The sequence below is a fragment of the Pseudomonas ulcerans genome, assembly GCF_036324125.1.
In the GTDB taxonomy this organism is placed as follows: domain Bacteria; phylum Pseudomonadota; class Gammaproteobacteria; order Pseudomonadales; family Pseudomonadaceae; genus Aquipseudomonas; species Aquipseudomonas ulcerans.
Genome location: NZ_JAZDQN010000001.1, coordinates 99,276 through 116,923, shown reverse-complemented (window position 1 = coordinate 116,923; position 17,648 = coordinate 99,276). Strand labels below are relative to the sequence as shown.

At 64.7% G+C, this 17,648-nt stretch carries 17 protein-coding genes; 7 read left to right on the top strand and 10 right to left on the bottom strand.

Annotated features, from left to right (window positions below; translation table 11 throughout):
* Positions 1–26 precede the first annotated feature (26 nt).
* Positions 27–1,028: a sulfate ABC transporter substrate-binding protein gene (locus V0R59_RS00575; RefSeq protein WP_330074133.1), complete on the top strand. Its 1,002-nt coding sequence runs from the start codon at positions 27–29 to the stop codon at positions 1,026–1,028.
* 141 nt (positions 1,029–1,169) lie between these two features.
* A complete protein-coding gene (locus tag V0R59_RS00570; RefSeq protein WP_330074132.1) occupies positions 1,170–3,200 on the top strand; it encodes a mechanosensitive ion channel family protein in 2,031 nt (676 codons plus the stop codon).
* Positions 3,201–3,313: 113 nt separating this feature from the next.
* On the opposite strand, the gene V0R59_RS00565 is transcribed toward V0R59_RS00570, so the two are convergent.
* Positions 3,314–4,222: a class I SAM-dependent methyltransferase gene (locus tag V0R59_RS00565; protein WP_330076936.1), complete on the bottom strand. Its 909-nt coding sequence runs from the start codon at positions 4,220–4,222 to the stop codon at positions 3,314–3,316.
* 32 nt (positions 4,223–4,254) lie between these two features.
* Positions 4,255–5,157 carry a DMT family transporter gene (locus V0R59_RS00560; protein ID WP_330076935.1) on the bottom strand — a complete coding sequence of 301 codons (903 nt, stop codon included), beginning with the start codon at positions 5,155–5,157 and terminating at the stop codon, positions 4,255–4,257.
* A 136-nt stretch (positions 5,158–5,293) separates the two neighbouring features.
* On the opposite strand from V0R59_RS00560, the gene V0R59_RS00555 reads away from it, so the two are divergent.
* The 3 genes from V0R59_RS00555 to V0R59_RS00545 all read left to right on the top strand — a co-directional run bounded on the left by V0R59_RS00555 (position 5,294) and on the right by V0R59_RS00545 (position 8,506).
* Positions 5,294–5,731, top strand: a complete 438-nt coding sequence (locus V0R59_RS00555; protein WP_316918792.1) for an Lrp/AsnC family transcriptional regulator — start codon at positions 5,294–5,296, stop codon at positions 5,729–5,731.
* Between the two features lie 460 nt (positions 5,732–6,191).
* Positions 6,192–7,721: an NCS1 family nucleobase:cation symporter-1 gene (locus V0R59_RS00550; protein ID WP_375547407.1), complete on the top strand. Its 1,530-nt coding sequence runs from the start codon at positions 6,192–6,194 to the stop codon at positions 7,719–7,721.
* 56 nt (positions 7,722–7,777) lie between these two features.
* Positions 7,778–8,506 carry an aspartate/glutamate racemase family protein gene (locus V0R59_RS00545; RefSeq protein WP_330076934.1) on the top strand — a complete coding sequence of 243 codons (729 nt, stop codon included), beginning with the start codon at positions 7,778–7,780 and terminating at the stop codon, positions 8,504–8,506.
* Positions 8,507–8,635: 129 nt separating this feature from the next.
* Here V0R59_RS00545 and V0R59_RS00540 read toward each other — a convergent pair whose 3' ends face one another.
* Genes V0R59_RS00540 through V0R59_RS00530 form a run of 3 tightly spaced genes read right to left on the bottom strand, consistent with a single transcriptional unit; the run spans position 8,636 to position 12,887 of the window.
* Positions 8,636–9,796, bottom strand: coding sequence for an MFS transporter (locus V0R59_RS00540; protein ID WP_330076933.1), 1,161 nt, complete (start codon positions 9,794–9,796; stop codon positions 8,636–8,638).
* A gap of 56 nt (positions 9,797–9,852) precedes the next feature.
* Complete coding sequence (locus V0R59_RS00535) at positions 9,853–11,529, bottom strand: amidohydrolase (protein WP_330076932.1); 1,677 nt, start codon at positions 11,527–11,529, stop codon at positions 9,853–9,855.
* Positions 11,530–11,561: 32 nt separating this feature from the next.
* Entirely contained in the window at positions 11,562–12,887 is a 1,326-nt protein-coding gene (locus V0R59_RS00530; RefSeq protein WP_330076931.1) for an alginate export family protein, read from the bottom strand.
* A 273-nt stretch (positions 12,888–13,160) separates the two neighbouring features.
* On the opposite strand from V0R59_RS00530, the gene V0R59_RS00525 reads away from it, so the two are divergent.
* A complete protein-coding gene (locus V0R59_RS00525; RefSeq protein ID WP_330076930.1) occupies positions 13,161–13,781 on the top strand; it encodes a TetR/AcrR family transcriptional regulator in 621 nt (206 codons plus the stop codon).
* Between the two features lie 19 nt (positions 13,782–13,800).
* On the opposite strand, the gene V0R59_RS00520 is transcribed toward V0R59_RS00525, so the two are convergent.
* Positions 13,801–14,472, bottom strand: coding sequence for a histidine phosphatase family protein (locus V0R59_RS00520; RefSeq protein ID WP_330076929.1), 672 nt, complete (start codon positions 14,470–14,472; stop codon positions 13,801–13,803).
* Positions 14,473–14,678: 206 nt separating this feature from the next.
* Complete coding sequence (locus tag V0R59_RS00515) at positions 14,679–15,017, bottom strand: FKBP-type peptidyl-prolyl cis-trans isomerase (protein WP_330076928.1); 339 nt, start codon at positions 15,015–15,017, stop codon at positions 14,679–14,681.
* A 170-nt stretch (positions 15,018–15,187) separates the two neighbouring features.
* On the opposite strand from V0R59_RS00515, the gene V0R59_RS00510 reads away from it, so the two are divergent.
* Positions 15,188–15,700, top strand: a complete 513-nt coding sequence (locus tag V0R59_RS00510) for a M15 family metallopeptidase (protein ID WP_330076927.1) — start codon at positions 15,188–15,190, stop codon at positions 15,698–15,700.
* Here the strand turns inward: V0R59_RS00510 and V0R59_RS00505 are convergent.
* From V0R59_RS00505 to V0R59_RS00495, 3 genes are all read right to left on the bottom strand, one after another.
* Positions 15,693–16,097, bottom strand: coding sequence for a GFA family protein (locus V0R59_RS00505; protein WP_330076926.1), 405 nt, complete (start codon positions 16,095–16,097; stop codon positions 15,693–15,695). The genes V0R59_RS00510 and V0R59_RS00505 overlap by 8 nt on opposite strands.
* A gap of 152 nt (positions 16,098–16,249) precedes the next feature.
* Complete coding sequence (locus V0R59_RS00500) at positions 16,250–17,188, bottom strand: 2-hydroxyacid dehydrogenase (RefSeq protein ID WP_330076925.1); 939 nt, start codon at positions 17,186–17,188, stop codon at positions 16,250–16,252.
* Positions 17,189–17,230: 42 nt separating this feature from the next.
* Positions 17,231–17,641 carry a hypothetical protein gene (locus V0R59_RS00495; RefSeq protein ID WP_330076924.1) on the bottom strand — a complete coding sequence of 137 codons (411 nt, stop codon included), beginning with the start codon at positions 17,639–17,641 and terminating at the stop codon, positions 17,231–17,233.
* Positions 17,642–17,648: the final 7 nt, after the last annotated feature.

The window sequence follows — 17,648 nt, the reverse complement described above, 5'->3', positions numbered from 1 at the left end:
ACTTCAATGCCAACAAGGAATGCACAGTGAAAAAACTCTTTGGTGCCTCGCTTCTTGCCGCGAGCCTGGCCGTGGGCAGCTTTGCCCAGGCCGCTCCTGCTCCGCTGCTGAACGTCTCCTACGACGTGATGCGCGACTTCTACAAGGACTACAACGCAGCCTTCCAGAAGCACTGGGAAGCCGAGCACAAAGAGAAGATCAACATCCAGATGTCCTTCGGCGGTTCGAGCAAGCAGGCCCGCGCCGTGATCGACGGCCTGCCGGCCGATGTCATCACCATGAACATGGCCACCGACATCAACGCCCTGGCCGACAACGGCAAGCTGGTCCCGGACAACTGGGTCACCCGCCTGCCGAACAACAGTGCGCCGTTCACCTCGGCCACCGTGTTCATCGTGCGCAAGGGCAACCCCAAGGCCCTGAAGGACTGGCCGGACCTGCTCAAGGATGGCGTGCAGGTGATCGTGCCCAACCCGAAGACCTCGGGTAACGGCCGCTACACCTACCTCTCCGCCTGGGGCTACGTACTGAAGACCGGCGGCGACGAAGCCAAGGCCAAGGACTTCGTCGGCAAGCTGTTCAAGCAGGCGCCGGTGCTGGACACCGGTGGCCGTGCCGCCACCACCACCTTCATGACCAACCAGATCGGCGACGTGCTGGTGACCTTCGAGAACGAGGCCGAGATGATCGCCCGTGAGTTCGGTCGCGACCAGTTCGAAGTGATCTACCCGAGCGTATCCGCCGAGGCCGAGCCACCGGTGAGCGTGGTGGACAAGGTGGTCGACAAGAAAGGCAGCCGCGCCACCGCCGAGGAATACCTGAAGTACCTGTGGTCGCCGGAAGCCCAGGAAATCGCCGCAGCCAACTACCTGCGCCCGCGTGACGAGAAGGTCCTGGCCAAGTACACCGATCGTTTCCCGAAAGTGGAATTCCTTTCGGTGGAGAAGACCTTCGGTGACTGGCGCACGGTGCAGAAGACCCACTTCAACGATGGCGGCATCTTCGACCAGATCTATACCGGCAAGTAAGTCTCCCAACGGGGCCTGACTTCAGGGCCTCATCGCTGGCAAGCCAGCGATAGGGCCCTCACAGATTGCACATCCCTCGCAGAAAAACCCTGAAGATCATTGTCTACCCTTTCCGTCACCCCACGGCCAAAGGAGTATCCCGTGATCCGCCCCCTGCTCACCCTCCTGTTGTGCAGCCTGCTGAGCTGGCAGGCCCTGGCCGGTCCACTGGCCGCCGTCACCGAAGACAAGCCCGCCGAACCCGAGCCCGTGGTCCAGGGCGGCCTGCTCGGGACCCTGGCCAGCGGCCTGGACAGCGTCTCCGACGAACTCGATATCGATCACCACCTGCTCGACAGCTGGCGCCTGCGTACCGACCGCGCGGCCAACGAGGCCAACCAGCTGGTGGCCCGCCACGACGCCGGTGATCTGCTGGCGATGACCGGCGACTTCCTGATCCTCACCGCCACCTGGGCCGGCAGCTTCGCCGTGCTGTTCTACCTCGGCCGCCTCGCCGCCCGCGCCAGCCAGCGCAGCCGGCTGCTGCGCAACCGGCCAAGGCCGCAGAAACTCCTCGGCTACCTGCTGCCCTACACCCTGCCGGCCATCGCCAGCCTGCCCGCCGCGCTGTTCGTCAGTCGCCAGCTGGACCCCTCGGTGGGACGCGCCCTGGGCATGAGCCTGGCCTATGCCACCAGCAGCGGGATCTTCTCGACCACCCTCATCCTGTGCCTGATCACCCTGTTCGACGCCGGCCACAAGCGCACGGCGGTGCGCATCATCCGCGAGGCCGCTCCCCGGCCGCTGTTCCTGATCGGCTTTCTCGCCGCCTGGAGCGACGCCCTGACCAGCCCGCAGATCTCGCGGCAACTGGGCGGCAACCTGACCAGCAGCATCGCCGTGCTCACCGGCCTGCTGGCGACCCTGGCCTTCGCCGTGGTGGTGCTGCGCTCGCGCCGGCCGGTGGCGCACCTGATCCGCAACCGCAGCCTCAAGGACCGCCTGCAACACCGCGCGGTGCAGGAGACCCTGCGGATCTTCTCGGCCATCTGGTACCTGCCGATCCTGATGATGATCCTGGTCTCGGCGATCAACCTGATCGGCGCCGGCGAAGAAAGCCAGCGCGCCCTGCAAAAGGCCCTGCTCACCACCATCCTGCTGATCGGCGGGGTGTTCCTCAGCATCACCCTGCAGCATTTCCTCAACCCGCCGCGCAACCCCGAGCAGCGCCTGCGGCCCTACAAGGAGCTGCTCTACAGCCTGGCCCACGCCCTGCTGCGCATCGCCATGGCGGTGGCCTTCATCGAACTGCTCGGGCGCATCTGGGGCTTCTCGGTGCTGGACTTCGCCCTGCGCAACAGCTTCGGCCGGGCGATCAGCGATTCGTTGAGCAGCATCGGCCTGATCCTGCTGGTGACCTGGCTGCTCTGGGTGGTGATCGACACCGCCATCCAGGAAGCGCTCAAGCCCACGCCCGGGCGACGCAGCTCGCGCCAGCCGAGCACCCGCACGCGGACCATCCTGCCGATGCTACGCAACGCCACCAAGGTGGTGCTGGTGGTGATCTGCACCATCACCACCATGGCCAACCTGGGGATCAACGTCGCGCCGTTCCTCGCCGGTGCCGGGGTAGTCGGCCTGGCCATCGGCTTCGGTTCGCAGCAACTGGTGCAGGACGTGATCACCGGGCTGTTCATCCTGATCGAGGACACCATCGCCATCGGCGACTGGGTGGTGCTCGACTCAGGGCATGCCGGCACCGTGGAAAGCCTGACCATCCGCACCCTGCGCCTGCGCGACGGCAAGGGCTTCGTGCACTCGGTGCCGTTCGGCCAGATCAAGGCGGTCACCAACCAGTCACGGCAGTTTGCCTATGCCTTCTTCTCGGTGCAGTTCAGCTATGAGTCGGATGTGGATGCCGCGCTGAAGCTGATTCGCGAGGCGGGGCAGTCGATCAGCGAGGATCCGATCCTGAGGCACAACCTGCAGGGCCCGTTGCAGGTGTTCGGGGTGGACAGCATGAACCTCAATGGCATGACGTTGACGGCGCAGTTCAGGACCACTTCGGGCGGGCAGTATGCGGTGAACCGGGCGTTCAACGAGCGCTTGAAGAAGCTGGTGGACCAGACCGACGAGGTGAGTTTTGCGCAGGTCAATCCAGTGTCGCAGAGGTTGGGTAGTACCAGCGCCTGACACGCACACCTTGTGGGAGCGGGTTCACCCGCGATTACGATAGTGAATCCACCATTGCAATCGCGGGTGAACCCGCTCCCACAAGGTCCGCACTGAATCAACCAGCCATGTGCCTAGCGGAATACCAGAGCCTTGAGCCCCCCGCCCACCTCCACCTCGGGAAACTCCGGCGGATTCTCCAGGCGCTCGATGAACTTCAGCCCGGGCGCCTGCTCCGCCATCCCGTCGATCAGGAACTGCGCCCCGATCCCCGGATCGTTCACACAGGCCAGCACCGTGCCGCCGTCACTCAGCAACTCCGGCAGGCGCCGAAGGATCTTCGCGTAGTCCTGGGTCAGGGCAAAGCTGCCCTTCTGGAAACTCGGCGGGTCGATGATGATCAGGTCGTAGGGCCCGGACTTGCGCACCTTGCCCCAGGACTTGAACAGCTCGTGGCCAAGGAAGCCGACCCGGCCCAGATCATGGCCATTGAGCCGGTGGTTATCGCGCCCTCGCGCCAGGGCGGCCCTGGACATGTCCAGGTTGACCACATGCTCCGCTCCACCGGCAATCGCCGCCACCGAGAAACCGCAGGTGTAGGCGAACAGGTTGAGCACCCGCTTGCCCGCCGCCTGTTCGCGCACCCAGCGGCGGCCATGGCGCATGTCGAGGAACAGGCCATTGTTCTGCTTCATGCCCAGGTCCAGCTGGTAGCGCAGGCCGTCTTCCTCGATCACCTTGTGCGCGCACGGCTCGCCGAGCAGCCAGTAACCGGGACTGTCCGGCAGGTAGCGGTGCTGGATCAGCACGGCCATGTCGCCCGGGGCCAAGCCACGCAGCATGGCTTGCAGTTCCTCCAGTTGCCCTTCGGGCGGCTCGCGGAACAGCGCCACCAGCAGCACGCCCTGCAACCAGTCCACGGTGATCTGCTCCAGCCCCGGCCAGCAACGCCCGCGGCCATGGAACAGCCGCCGGGTTTCGTTCGGCGGCGGGTTCAGGGCGGTGAGCAGGTGTTGATGCAGGGTTTCGATGGCAGCGGTCATGGCGGGTTTTCGGCGAGCTAAAGCGGCGCATTCTACGCTTTTGCATCGCTCGCGCGGGCAGCGGATTTGAACCACCAGCCCCGCTGCATGCCGGCAGCCGCCAGCAGGATGGCCGCCACGCCCAGCCATTGCAGCGCTTCCAGGCGGTGCCCGAACGCCGCCCAGTCCACCGCGATGGCCGCGATCGGATAGATGAACGACAGCGCGCCGGTCAGGGCCGTCGGCAGTTTCTGGATCGCGCCATACAGCAGCACGTACATCAGGCCGGTGTGGACGATACCCAGGGTCACCAGGCTGCCGAGTTCCGCCTGGGTGGTCGGCAGACCGCCGACATTGGCGAACGGTGCCAGCAACAACACCCCGGTGCACACCTGGATCAGCGCGATCAGGTGCGGCGGCGTGCCGCTCAGGCGCTTGATGACCAGCGCCGCCAGCGCATAGAGGAACGCCGCGCCGAGGGCCAGGGCGATGCCCAGCAGGTAGGCGTCACCGCTCTCGCCCTGGCTGCCATGGGCACTGACGATGGCCAGCATGCCGGCAAAGGACACCCCCAGCCAGAACAGTTTGGGCACGGTGATCTTCTCGCCGAGGAACAGCGCCGCCAGGCCCACCAGCATGAACGGCTGGACGTTGTACACCGCCGTGCCGATGGCGATGGACGCCCGCGAATAGGAGGCGAACAGCAGCACCCAGTTGCCGACGATGGCGACGCCACTGAGCACGGCGAGCAGGAAGGTGGTACGGGTCAGCAGGCCCGGGCGCAGGAAGCCCATGGCCGCGCAGATCGCCAGCAAGGTGGCGGCGCCGAACACACAGCGCCAGAACACCACATCCAGCACCGGTTGCCCGGACACCAGCACGAACCAGCCAATGGTCCCGGAGATCAGCATGGCGCCGATCATTTCCAGCGAACCGCGACGCAGCGAATTGTCCATCACGCACCTCCCAGTAGATGTGACAGAGTATGACGATGGTCTGCCGGGTCATTCCAGTGGATAAACAAGGCTGGCAGGTCCGTCTACCTTTGTTATCAAGGCCATTTCATCAATCCACCTGACGAGGCGTGTTCCCATGACCGATGCCATCGACCAACTGCTGCTCAACGCCCTGATGGAGGACTCGCGGCGCTCGCTGAAGGCGCTGGCCAGCCTCACCGGATTGTCCGCCCCCAGCGTCAGCGAGCGCCTGCGGCGCCTGGAGGAACGCGGGGTGCTCAAGGGTTACACGGTGGAGGTGGATGCCCGCAGCTTCGGCTACCAGTTGCAGGCCATCGTGCGCATCCGCCCGTTGCCGGGGCAGTTGCATGAGGTGGAACGGCAGATCATCGCCATTCCGGAATTCACCGAATGCGACAAGGTCACCGGCGACGATTGCTTCATCGCGCGCCTGCACGTGCGCTCGATGGAACAGCTGGACACCTTGCTGGACAAGCTCAACAGCCATGCCGAGACCAGCACCGCGATCGTCAAGAAGACCCCGGTGAAACGACGGTTGCCGCCGATGGATTGACATCCGCCTTCCGCAGATACAGGTGTGTCCAATCCAAAGCCCCCACAAACATAAAGTGCATACAAATATGTAACCTAAAGTGCCTTTTTTGTGTGCAATCACCACAACCCGCGCCCCAAATCGTTACATCCTTTCGTATTAATAACTTGACCAACTAATCAGAATTCAACTAACGGAAAAAATAAAACCTGTTTAATTGGTCAATTTATAAATTCACCATTTCAGTTACTTACAAAATTTATTAGCAAGTTCAATGAGATAAGGACTCGACGCACAGACTTCCCATGGCATGGATCTGGCTTTAGTGCTCTCGTGCTTTGTATACAACTCAAAAGAATCCAGAGCACACTTCAGATCCGCCCACCTGCCGTCGCCGGGTAGCGGAATGCCCCTAACCATTTGGTTCTCGTGGTTCATCGACCAGGCCTCATCGCGCCACGAGTATCAGGAGCACGCCGGAATGAGCATGAGTCTCTACAACAAGACAGAACTGGACTTCTCCTCGTCTATCCCCGAACCGTCGACGCAGCCGCAACAACCCGTCACCCTCAGTCCCCGCCTGCACAACCACGACCTCGCCCCGACCAAGGCCGAGGGGCGGCGCTGGGGCCGCTACAGCATCTTCGCCCTGTGGACCAACGATGTGCACAACATCGCCAACTACTCCTTCGCCATGGGCCTCTACGCCATGGGCCTGGGCGGCTGGCAGATCCTCCTGTCGCTGGGGATCGGCGCGGCGCTGGTGTACTTCTTCATGAACCTGTCCGGCTACATGGGCCAGAAGACCGGGGTACCGTTCCCGGTGATGAGCCGGATCGCCTTCGGCATCCACGGCGCGCAGATCCCGGCGCTGATCCGCGCGGTGATCGCCATCGCCTGGTTCGGCATCCAGACCTACCTGGCCTCGGTGGTCCTGCGGGTGCTGCTTACCGCCGTCGCCCCGAGCCTCGCCGTCTATGACCAGGACTCGATCCTCGGCCTGTCCAGCCTCGGCTGGGTGTGCTTCGTGGCGATCTGGCTGGTGCAACTGGTGATACTCGCCTACGGCATGGAGATGGTGCGCCGCTACGAAGCCTTCGCAGGGCCGGTGATCCTGCTCACCGTCACCTGCCTGGCCGGTTGGATGTACGTGCAGGCCGACTTCAGCATCGCCTGGTCGGTGCGCGAACCGCTGACCGGGGCCGCCATGTGGCACAACATCTTCGCCGGCGGCGCGCTGTGGCTGGCGATCTACGGCACCCTGGTGCTGAACTTCTGCGACTTCGCCCGTTCCTCGCCGTGCCGCAAGACCATCCGCTCCGGCAACTTCTGGGGCCTGCCGGTGAACATCCTGGCCTTCGCGGTGATCTCCGTGCTGCTGTGCGGCGCGCAGTTCAAGATCAACGGCCAGATCATCGACAGTCCGACGCAGATCATCGCCAGCATCCCCAGCACCTTTTTCCTCGTGCTCGGCTGCCTGGCCTTCCTGATCGTCACCGTGGCGGTGAACATCATGGCCAACTTCGTCGCCCCGGCCTTCGTCCTCAGCAACCTGGCACCGCGGGTCCTGAATTTCCGCCGCGCCGGGATGATCAGTGCCACCCTCGCCGTGCTGATCCTGCCGTGGAACCTCTACAACAGCCCGCTGGTGATCATGTACTTCCTGTCCGGCCTCGGCGCCCTGCTCGGCCCGCTGTACGGGGTGATCATGGTGGACTACTGGCTGGTGCGCAAAGGCCGGGTCAACGTGCCCGAGCTCTACAGCGAGGACTCAAACGGCGCCTACCACTACCGTCGTGGCATCAATCCACGGGCCATCGCCGCCTTCATCCCGGCCGCGCTGCTGGCCATCGTCCTGGCCCTGGTGCCCAACTTCGAAACCATCGCGCCGTTCTCCTGGATGATCGGCGCGGGCATCGCCGGCCTGATCTACCTGCTCATGGCCCCGCGCAACCGGCACTACGCCGAGGTCAGCGGCGAATCCATCGCCGTCGACAGCGTCAGCCACTGATCGTCCTTTTTTCGGCCCGGGACTGCCGGGCCGTCACTGCCTTAGCGAGAACCCCCATGCGTATCCTGATCGTCAACGTCAACACCACCGAGGCCATTACCGAGGCCATCGCCCGCGAAGCCCAGGCGGTCGCCGCGCCGGGCACCGAGATCATCGGCCTGACCCCGTACTTCGGCGCAGAGTCCGTGGAAGGCAATTTCGAAAGCTACCTGGCCGCCATCGCCGTGATGGACCGGGTGCTGGCCTACGACGGCCCCTACGACGCGGTGATCCAGGCCGGCTACGGCGAACACGGCCGCGAAGGCCTGCAGGAGTTGTTGAACGTGCCGGTGGTGGACATCACCGATGCCGCCGCCAGTACCGCCATGTACCTCGGCCATGCCTACTCGGTGGTCACCACCCTGGACCGCACCGTGCCGCTGATCGAGGACCGCCTCAAGCTCTCCGGCCTGTTTGATCGCTGCGCCTCGGTGCGGGCCAGCGGCATGGCCGTGCTGGAGCTGGAAGAACAGCCGGAGCGCGCCCTGGAAGCCATCGTCGAGCAGGCGGAACGGGCGGTGCGCGAGGACAAGGCCGAGGTGATCTGCCTGGGCTGCGGCGGCATGGCCGGCCTGGACGAGAAGATCCGCCAGCGCACGGGCGTGCCGGTGGTGGACGGGGTCAGCGCGGCGGTGAAGATGGCCGAGTCGCTGGTGCAACTGGGCCTGTCCACGTCCAAGAGCCGCACCTATGCCACGCCCCGCGAAAAACGCGTGATCGGCTGGCCGGCGCGCTTCGGGCGCTGAGGTTCAGGTATGTAGTTCCACGGTGAGTTGCCGGAACATCCAAGGCCGGCAACCGCATTTTGCGAGGCGCGACAATCGTTGCCAGGACCCGTCCGGGTCATCTCCCCTGGTATCTGCGCCTCGTCTTTTTCAGTCCGCCCTCTCCAGTTTCCCGTGACGCTGAGCCCATCCGGCAAACGACTTCAGGGCAAACCCGGTCATCACCGCCACCCCGGCCGTGACGAAGATCGACTCCCGGGCATTGCCCATCTGCAGCAGCGCAATGAACGCCGGGGCCACCGCCGACGCGCCGGACTGCAGCACACTCACCAGCGGCGTCAGTTGCCCACGCGGATCATTGGTGGCGATCGCACCCATGTAGTAGGTCAGCGCCAGCACCCAGCCGAGGTTCATCAGGAACAGCGCCGCACACAGGTCTTCGGCATCGTGGGTGTAGCGCGCCAGCATGACGATGGACAGCAACACCAGCAACGAGCCAAGGCCGATCATCGGGCCACGACTGACGCGGCCGCCCAGCAGGCTCGGCAGCGCCCCGCCCGGCAGGCCACCCAGCACGCCCACGCCGAAAGCCCAGCCCACGTCGACGGCATCGATGCCACGCTCGCGCGCCAACTGGTCGACGAATCCCCAGATGCTGTAGATCGCCAGTTGCAGGCAGAGCATGCCCAGCAGCGAGCAACGCCCGATCAGCGCCGAGCCCAGACCATCGCCGGCGCTGCGCGCCGAATCACCGATGCGCAGATGGGTGGGAATGACCAGGGCGACCAGCAGGATCACGCCGAACCAGAGGCCGATGGAGGCAATGGCCCAGCGCTCGCCATAGGCTTGTGCCAGGTGCGGCATGCTGGTGGCGTAGAGGGCGAAGATCGCCGTTTGCAGCAGCAGCGAAAGGCCGTACGAGCGGTCCTGCCCGGGCAGCCGGCCGAGGGCATTGATGGCGCCGGCGTACAGCACGCCGGCGGCAATCCCGCAGGCGCAGCGACAGGCCAGCAACGCGCCGTAGCTGTCGAGGCCGGCGCTGGCCAGGTTGAGCAAGGCCGCCGCCAGCGCCGCGCCCAGGTACAGGTTGCGCCCGCACAGGCGCCGGCCCAGTGCCGGCAACAGCAGGCTGCCGAGCAGGGAGCCAGTCATTTCGATGGAGAGGATCCAGCCCTGCTGGCTCAGGTCCAGGTCCAGGCGCTCGGCCAGCAGGCCGATGAAGATGGGTTGCACGCCAATGATGATCAGCGAGGTGGCGGCGATGTAGATCAGGACGGCACGCAGGAGCAGGGCTTTATTGTTGTTGTGCATGGTCGGTTCCGGCATCGGGAGCGGGAGACGCGGCCGGCTGGCCGCGTCGATCAGGGTCAGGCCTGGCCGGTGGTACCGGCGTCGTGGGTGATGCGTCCGTTCATGAGGGTCATGGCCACCTCGGTCTTGCCGATCTGGTAGCGCTCCAGTTCGAACAGATCCTGTTCGAGGATGATGATATCGGCGCGCTTGCCGGCGGTGATCGAACCGATCTCCCGTTCCAGGCCCAACTGGTAGGCACCGTTGAGGGTGTAGGCAGCGATCAGTTGCGGGATGCTCAGGCGTTCGTTGCCATCGGGCATCACCGGCGCGTTCGGTTCGCCGCTCAACTGGCGGGTATGGCCGGACTCGATATGCTCCACCGGGCGGTGCTGGCAGCGGCACTGGCAGGCCAGGCCGTCCATGCCGATCGAAACGGTGACACCCTGGTCGATGAAGGTGCGGAACTTGTACATCGAGGCCCAGCGCTGGTGGCCGTAGGACTTCTGGATGGCCTCGGCGTAGGCGTCGACCACGCCCCATTGCAACTGGGTGTTGGCCATCACGCCGATGCGGCGAAAACGCGGGATGTCGTCCGGGTGGGTGAGGAACGCATGGGTGATGACGTGGCGGCGGTCCCGCGGCGGGTTGGCGGCATAGGTGCGCTCGAACACGTCCAGGGCCATGCGCACCGCGCCATCACCGACAGCGTGGACCATGACGTCGATGCCATTGGCGTCCGCCTTGCGCACATGGCGCTCGAACACCGCTTCGGGCATGGTCGTCGAGCCACAGCTGTGGGGCTTGTCGCAGTAGGGTTCGAGGAGGAAGGCGGTGTGGTTCATCTCGGTGCCGTCGAGCATCAGCTTGAGCGCCTGGGCCTTGACCAGCGGCGAGTCGTAGCGGCTGCGCAGGTCCTGCAGGATGGCCACCGGGTCGGCCTCGGTGCCCATGTCGATGAAGCTGCCGACCACGCGCAGCTTGAGGCGCTCTTCCCGCTCCAACTGCTGCAGGGTTTCGTAGAGCAGGGTCTGGTCGCCGCTGGGGTCGAGGAAGCCGGCGTCGAACACCGTGGTGATGCCCGCCGCGACCAGCTTCTCCTGCCACAGGGCGATCGAGCGCAGATACAGGTCGATACCCACCGGCAGATAGCCCGCTTCGCTCAGGCGTTGCATGAGCAGCGAATAAGCGGCGCCATCGACGATCACCCCGGTGGGCTCGCCAGTGAGCGGGTCCTTTTCGAACCAGCTGGCGCCCTCTTCCACCGGCGGGGTATCACGGTCGATCCCGGCGATTTCCAAGGCGCAGCTGTTGACCCACATGGTGTGGTAGTCGGTGGACAGCAGGCATACCGGCTTGTCGGGACAGATGGCATCGAGTACTTCGCGACGCAGCACCTCGGCGGGCATCAAGGCCTGGATCCAGCCCATGCCGGTAATGGCCTTTTCCTCGGGGTGGCTGTCGACGTACTCCTTGAGCAAGGCCAGCACCTGGTTCGGGTCTTCATGGTTGACGAAGGCCTGGAAGGCGAAGGCGGTGGTGGAGAAATGCCAGTGCGACTCGACGAAGCCCGGCAGCACCAGCTTGCCGCCGGCATCGATCAGCCGGGTGCCGGCGCCGGCATGGGCCATCACGCTGGCCTGGTCGCCAACTTCAAGGATGCGTTCGCCGGCCACGGCCACGGCGCTCGCCCAGGGGCGGTGGGGGTCGACGGTGTAGATGCGGGCGTTGTGGATGATCAGGTCGGCAGTCATAGAAAAAACTCGTTGTTGTAGAAAAGGGGGGGTCAGTAGCGGTAGGTGACGTACATCGCCAGGGTGCGGAAATCGTCGTTGCCATAGAGCTCGCGGGCGGCGCCCAGCGGCTGGGCCCAGTTGACGGCGAACGAGGCAGCGATGGCCGGGGTGGGCAGCCAGTCGAGGAACACCACGTTCTCGTTGGCGAAGCGCCGGTCACTGACAGGCATGCCGTTGAACAGCTTTTCGTCGAGGCTGAAGCGGTAGTGGATGCCGCCCAGGGTCAGGGTCGGGGTCAACTGGGTACGCAGGGTCCATTGGTCGACCCGTTCGTTGCTGTTGTAGAGCAGGTAGTTGCCGACGATGTCGCCGATCAGCCAGGTGCTCCAGCCAGTGAAGCCCTTGCTCAGCGGATCCCAGGCGGCCTGGGTGTGGTCGGTGGGGTCGTCGTCGCCGGAGAAACGCGCATGGCGGTAGCTGAGCAGCGGTTGCAGCGGCAACGCCGGGAAGGCGTAGTCGGCCTGGGCGTACCAGGCGCTGGCGTGGTAGTCGACACCGGCGCCGCTGCCGCGCTGCAACGCGTATTCGCCGTGCAGGGTCAGGTCGGCCAGGCCCGGCACCCTGGCCTGCAGCGCCCGCAGGTTGTACACCTGCATGCCGTCGCGCGGTTGCAACGGGTTGGCATGGGGATCGCTGGCATCCACGCGCAGCGCCATCAACCCCAGGTCGACCTGGTCGGCGGGCCGGTAGTCGAGGTTCAGGCCGTTCATGCGGAAGTCGCCGAGATGGTCGTCGGTACGCAGGCTGAAGGCCTGGGTGGCGACGTCGCCATGGCCGAAAGCGAGCACCGCCGAGTCGCGGAACGCCGTTCGCGGGCCAAGCCAGTAGGCGCCGTCATCGAACATGTCGAGGTGGCCATCCATGACGATGAAACCGCTGCCGACCATGAAGTCCTGCTTGCCGGCGGTAAAGGTCCAGTCGTCGTGGCGAACCCCGGCATAGGCCTGCTCGACCGCCACCCGGCCGTCGCCGCCGCGGGTGTAGCCGCCAGCATCGCCATCGCCGAAAGTATGCGCCCCGAGCAAGGCGCCGCCGGCGAACAGACGGGTGTCGGGCGCGAAAGCGTAGTCCAGGGTCAAGCCAGGCTTGAGGTAGGCCTCCTGCCAGGTGCTGCGCCCGGAACCGACGGAGCCGTCGCGTAGGTCGATGCGACCCAGGCCGAAGTTGACGTGGCGCGCGTCGATACTGGCGGCACCAACGCCGAGGGTGAATTCGCCATTGAGGTCGCCGGCACTGAAGGTCTGGCCGGCATGGCCGTTTTCGCCGATCACGGCGGTCAGTACCAACAGCGTCCAGGTGTGACTGGATCGGGTCATCCTTGCTGCTCCCATTGTCGTTGTAGTTGGGGGTAGGCAGATCGAGGAATCCCTGGCGGCGGGCAAGACAACGCCCTGACCCGTGCGCAGGGGCCTGCAAAGCATGTTTTCCGGTGTGGTTACGCAGGTGCCTGGCGCAGACATCGGCTATGGCTTGCGTGGAAATATTCTTGATCCGTAAAAATATTTTAGTCAATAAAATTATTTTACGAATGAAATTCCGGGTATGCTGGCGGGCACCCCGGCAGGGACTGACCAGAGCGAGGAGTAGCGGTGAGCGGACTGCGTGAACAACAAAAGGCAATGCGCCGCGAGGCCATCAGCCGTACGGCATTGGATCTGTTCGAGCAGCAGGGCTACCAGACCACCACCATGGAGCAGATCGCCCGCCTGGCGGCGGTTTCGGTGCCTACGGTGTTCGCCTACTTCGGCAGCAAGCAGGAGATCCTTCTGGAGAAATTGCGCGAGGCGGATCACCGCGCCGTCGCCGAAGCACGGCGGCGGGCACCGGAATTCGCCGAGGCGCTGGATGCCATCTGCTATTTCGAGCATTGCCTGACCGAGTACGCGTTCGGCGTGCTGCCCGCGCCGCTGTGGCGCGAGATCCTGCCGCCCCTGCTGCCGCTGCTGGGCACTACCCAGACCGAGGTGCCGGAGGTCTACAAGCGGGTCAACGATGCCCTGGTGGCGGAACTGGCGCTGCTGCTCGACGACCTGCGCGACAGCGGCAAGCTGCGCGCCGACCTGGACACCGGCTATGCCGCGTACCTGTTCAACGACTACGGCCACCTGCAGCTGTTGCGCCTGTGCAGCCAGGCGGTGCCTGACCTGGATGCGCACAAGGCCGAGGTACGGCGCTTCACGGCGTTTCTACTGCACGGGATGATCGCCTGACGGGCCCGACCCGGCCGCGTCAGACCCCGGCACCGGGACAACTCGCATCCCCGCCATCCAGCCCCTGCTTCACGTTGCGACTGAGCATCGTCGCCTTGCCATCGCGCCAGGTCAGGGTCAGCACGTACAGCGAATCGAAATCGCTGTTCTCCCAGTCCCTGCTGATCACCTGATCTTCCCCCAGCGCCTTGCCGGCCACGGCGTTGATCAGCTCCGGGAGATAGCCGTGAGACCAGGCGGTGTACACCGTGGCGTTGCGGTACTTGTTGCTGGTCAGCTCGCGGGCCAGGGCGTTGGTGTCGTTGGCGCCGTAGTCGATATTCACCGGCAGGCCGAGCCTGATGGCGCTCGGGCTGATGGTCATCAACGGCCGCAGGTAGCTGTAGCTGTCGTCATTGGCGCCTTCTTCCACTTCGCGGGTGGGGTCGGCGGCGAACACGTAATCAGCCTTGCCGAACTTCTCCGGCAGCAAGGTGGCGAGATCGAGGGCGCGGTTGAGGCCCTGGCAGTTCAACTGGCCGAGGCCTTCGCCGGGCTTTTCCGCATGGCGCAGGAAGACCAGGGTCTGGGTGCCGTCGACCGGCCTGGCGAAACTGTCGAAGGTGGTGAATCCGAGGAGCGCGGCGCCAGCGACAAGCACGGAGCCGAGCAGCGCCTGACGGCGCGAAGGAGAAATCGCGGGCAACTTCATGATCAACCCTTAGGACAAAGACATGGAACCAACCCGCCAGTGCTGCCCCGCGGCCGAAGCCGCGGAGCATCCCTGTCTGTCGCTCCTTCCTTGGATACGGGCGTCCTTGAGAGTGCAGCAGGCCCGATTGGTTCTGTCCTTGGGGTGCTCATCCGTAAGCTGAGGTGAATGTAACCAGCAGGTGTTACGGAATTAAGACGCCCGGATCAATCGTCGCGGGTCAGCACTTCCAGCACTTCGATCTCGAAATGCAGGTCCGAACCCGGCGGGATCGAACCGACGCTGCGCTCGCCGTAGCCCAGGTGCGCCGGCACGAACAGCCTGCGCTTGCCGCCCACCTTCATGCCCATCAGGCCGATATCCCAGCCCTTGATCACGCGGCCGGTGCCGATCACGCACTGGAACGGCTTGCCGCGCTGGTGGGAAGAGTCGAACACGCTGCCATCGGCCAGCGTCCCGATGTAATGGGTGGTGATCAGGGCGCCCTTGACCACTTCCTTGCCGTCGCCCAGCTGGACGTCGGTGATTTGCAGTTCATCGCTCATGGCGCGGACCTCTTTGTTCAAGCTGTGACATAGGTCGCAGCCTTTTCGCAGGAATATCAGTAATTTGCAACAACAGCACGGGCAAACTGCGACTGCGGGCGAACCTGCATCGAAGCAGATTCAGCGCAATCAGCTAGGATCACCCGGACAAGCGTCACAAGGACATAACAATGAACGAGAAAATCAAGGCGCTGTGCAAGGAACTGGGGATCGGCGAGGAGCTGCTGATCGCCCGTGGTTTCGTCGAATACCCGGAAGCCCCGGTACTGGCCATTGCCGAGATCGACGCGGATGGCCGCCGCTTCGAACTGGAGCCGGAAGCAGCCGCAGCCTGGCGTCAGCTGCGCGCGGCGGCGGCACGGGAGCATGTGGAACTGTGGCTGGTCTCGGCATTTCGCAGCATCGATTACCAGGCGAAGATCATCCGCTACAAGCTGAACAAGCAGCAGGACCTGGAACAGATCCTCGCCGTCAGCGCTCCGCCCGGCTTCAGCGAGCATCACACGGGGGGCGCGGTAGACATCAACTCCCTGGAAACCGAGTTCGAGCACAGCGCAGCCTTCGAATGGCTGAAGCTGAATGCCGAACGCTTCGGTTTCTACCTCTCCTACCCGCGAGGCAATGCCATGGGCTACCAGTTCGAGCCCTGGCACTGGTGCTACCGGCCAACCCTGGTTAGCTGAACTGCTCGACCACTTCCGCGCCGGTCATGGTCTGTGTGACGTTGGAGAAGCAGTAGTACGACGGTTTCTCGTCGATATACACCTGCAGGTTGAAGTCCCAGGCGTGTTCGCCATCGAGCACGCCCACCGGGATGGCGAAGAAATTGCCGCCCTTGAGGCGATAGAACAGGTGGCTGCCACATGTTGCGCAGAAGCCCCGCTCGGCCCAATCGGAGGAGTCGAAGACCGTTGGCTGCGCACCACTGAACTGCGGGGCCTGGCTGCTGTGGACGGTCAGCAGCGGGCCGCCGTTCCACTTGCGGCACATGCTGCAATGGCAGGCGCCGAGGCTGTCGTCGTCGAGGGTGACGCTGAGCTGGATGGCGTTGCACAGGCAACTGCCGTGGTGGGTGGTCATGTGAGCTCCTTGCCTGGGTGAGTGGCTGGAGAGTGTAGCCAATATCTTGCTGACACCGCGGTGCTTGTGGGAGCGGGTTTACCCGCGATGACGATGTTGGGCTCACCGCCGTCATCGCGGGTGAACCCGCTCCTACAGTGACCGCAGTTTGCCTAGGCGCTCACGGGTGTCAGCACCGGCTCGCCGGCAAAGAACGCCTGCAGGTTCTGCAACACCAGCGCCACCATGTCCCGTGCCGCTTCCGGCGTCTGTGCCGCCACATGCGGCGTCAGCACCACGTTGCCCAGTTGCTTCAATTCATCCGGCACCGACGGCTCGTCATCGAACACATCCAGCCCCGCCCCGGCGATCCGCCCTTCCCGCAGCGCCGCGACCATCTCGGCGGTGGACACCACGCTGGCCCGGGCGATATTCACCAGGTAACCCTGCGGCCCCAGCGCATCCAGCACCTCGCGCCCGACCAGCGCCCGGGTATTGGCTCCACCCGGCGTGGCGACGATAAGGAAGTCCGACTCCCGCGCCAGCTCCAGCACGCTCTCGCAGTATTGGTACGGCACATCATCGCGCCGCGAGCGATTGTGGTAGCGCACCTGCATGTCGAAGCCGAGGGCGCCACGCCTGGCGATTGCCATGCCCACCGCCCCCAGCCCGAGGATCCCCAGGCGCTTGCCCGCCAGCGACGGACTGATGACCCGGTTCCACTGGCCAAGCCGGGTGGTGGCATCAGCCCGAGGGATATCCCGCACCACGGCGAACAGCAGGGCCATGGTGTGATCCGCCACCGCCGAGGCATTGGCCCCGGCGCCATTGGTGACGACGATATTGCGCGCAGCAGCAGCGGCCAGGTCGACCTGCTCGTAGCCCGCACCGATCACGCAGACCAGGCGCAAGGCGGGCAGCGCGGCGATTTCCTCGGCCGTGATGCCCAGCGGCCCGCGGGTCAATACCACATCGATTTCAGCGCCGTGGCGCGCGATCGCCTCGGCACGCAAGGCCGGTGTCTTGGCGCGGATCAGCCGATAACCGTGGTCTTCCAGCAGGGGCAGGTAGTCGTCGACCGTTTCAACGAGCACCAGTACCGTCTTCGTCATCACAGGCTCCCAGGCAATTGGCGAGGGGGCATTATGCCGGTATTACTGGCCGAACGCGCGGCCCAGACCGCCTGGCACGCCACTGGAATCGGTCTCCTGCCATGGGCCTTCGGGATTGGTCGACCAGCTCCAGCCGTTGTTCCAGCGGTAGTAGGTGCGCTGGCGGTAGAAGGTGTTGCTCTTGCCTTCGAGGACGTACACGCCGAGTTTCGGGTCCCAGTGGCTGGCTCCGCCGGGTGGCGGGGCGAAGCTGGCCGAGGTGCGCGGCATGGGTTTCGGCGTCGGGGTGACGGTGGGTTTCGGTGCGGTCGGGCCCGGCTTGATCACCGGGCCCGAGGGGGGAAGGGTTTCGATCGGCGGCAGCGGCTGGCGATCGGGCTGCTGCTGGTGCACCGTACAGGCGCTCAACCCCAGGGCCAGCGTAATCAGGGTCAGGCGTACGGTGCTGTTCATGGAAGCT

Coding starts and splice junctions, on each gene's coding strand:
- V0R59_RS00515 (WP_330076928.1), bottom strand. CDS start 15,017: ATGAGCGATGAACTGCAAATCACCGACGTCCAGCTGGGCGACGGCAAG.
- V0R59_RS00545 (WP_330076934.1), top strand. CDS start 7,778: ATGCGTATCCTGATCGTCAACGTCAACACCACCGAGGCCATTACCGAG.
- V0R59_RS00565 (WP_330076936.1), bottom strand. CDS start 4,222: ATGACCGCTGCCATCGAAACCCTGCATCAACACCTGCTCACCGCCCTG.
- V0R59_RS00530 (WP_330076931.1), bottom strand. CDS start 12,887: ATGACCCGATCCAGTCACACCTGGACGCTGTTGGTACTGACCGCCGTG.
- V0R59_RS00500 (WP_330076925.1), bottom strand. CDS start 17,188: ATGACGAAGACGGTACTGGTGCTCGTTGAAACGGTCGACGACTACCTG.
- V0R59_RS00540 (WP_330076933.1), bottom strand. CDS start 9,796: ATGCACAACAACAATAAAGCCCTGCTCCTGCGTGCCGTCCTGATCTAC.
- V0R59_RS00495 (WP_330076924.1), bottom strand. CDS start 17,641: ATGAACAGCACCGTACGCCTGACCCTGATTACGCTGGCCCTGGGGTTG.
- V0R59_RS00550 (WP_375547407.1), top strand. CDS start 6,192: ATGAGCATGAGTCTCTACAACAAGACAGAACTGGACTTCTCCTCGTCT.
- V0R59_RS00520 (WP_330076929.1), bottom strand. CDS start 14,472: ATGAAGTTGCCCGCGATTTCTCCTTCGCGCCGTCAGGCGCTGCTCGGC.
- V0R59_RS00560 (WP_330076935.1), bottom strand. CDS start 5,157: ATGGACAATTCGCTGCGTCGCGGTTCGCTGGAAATGATCGGCGCCATG.
- V0R59_RS00510 (WP_330076927.1), top strand. CDS start 15,188: ATGAACGAGAAAATCAAGGCGCTGTGCAAGGAACTGGGGATCGGCGAG.
- V0R59_RS00555 (WP_316918792.1), top strand. CDS start 5,294: ATGACCGATGCCATCGACCAACTGCTGCTCAACGCCCTGATGGAGGAC.
- V0R59_RS00505 (WP_330076926.1), bottom strand. CDS start 16,097: ATGACCACCCACCACGGCAGTTGCCTGTGCAACGCCATCCAGCTCAGC.
- V0R59_RS00535 (WP_330076932.1), bottom strand. CDS start 11,529: ATGACTGCCGACCTGATCATCCACAACGCCCGCATCTACACCGTCGAC.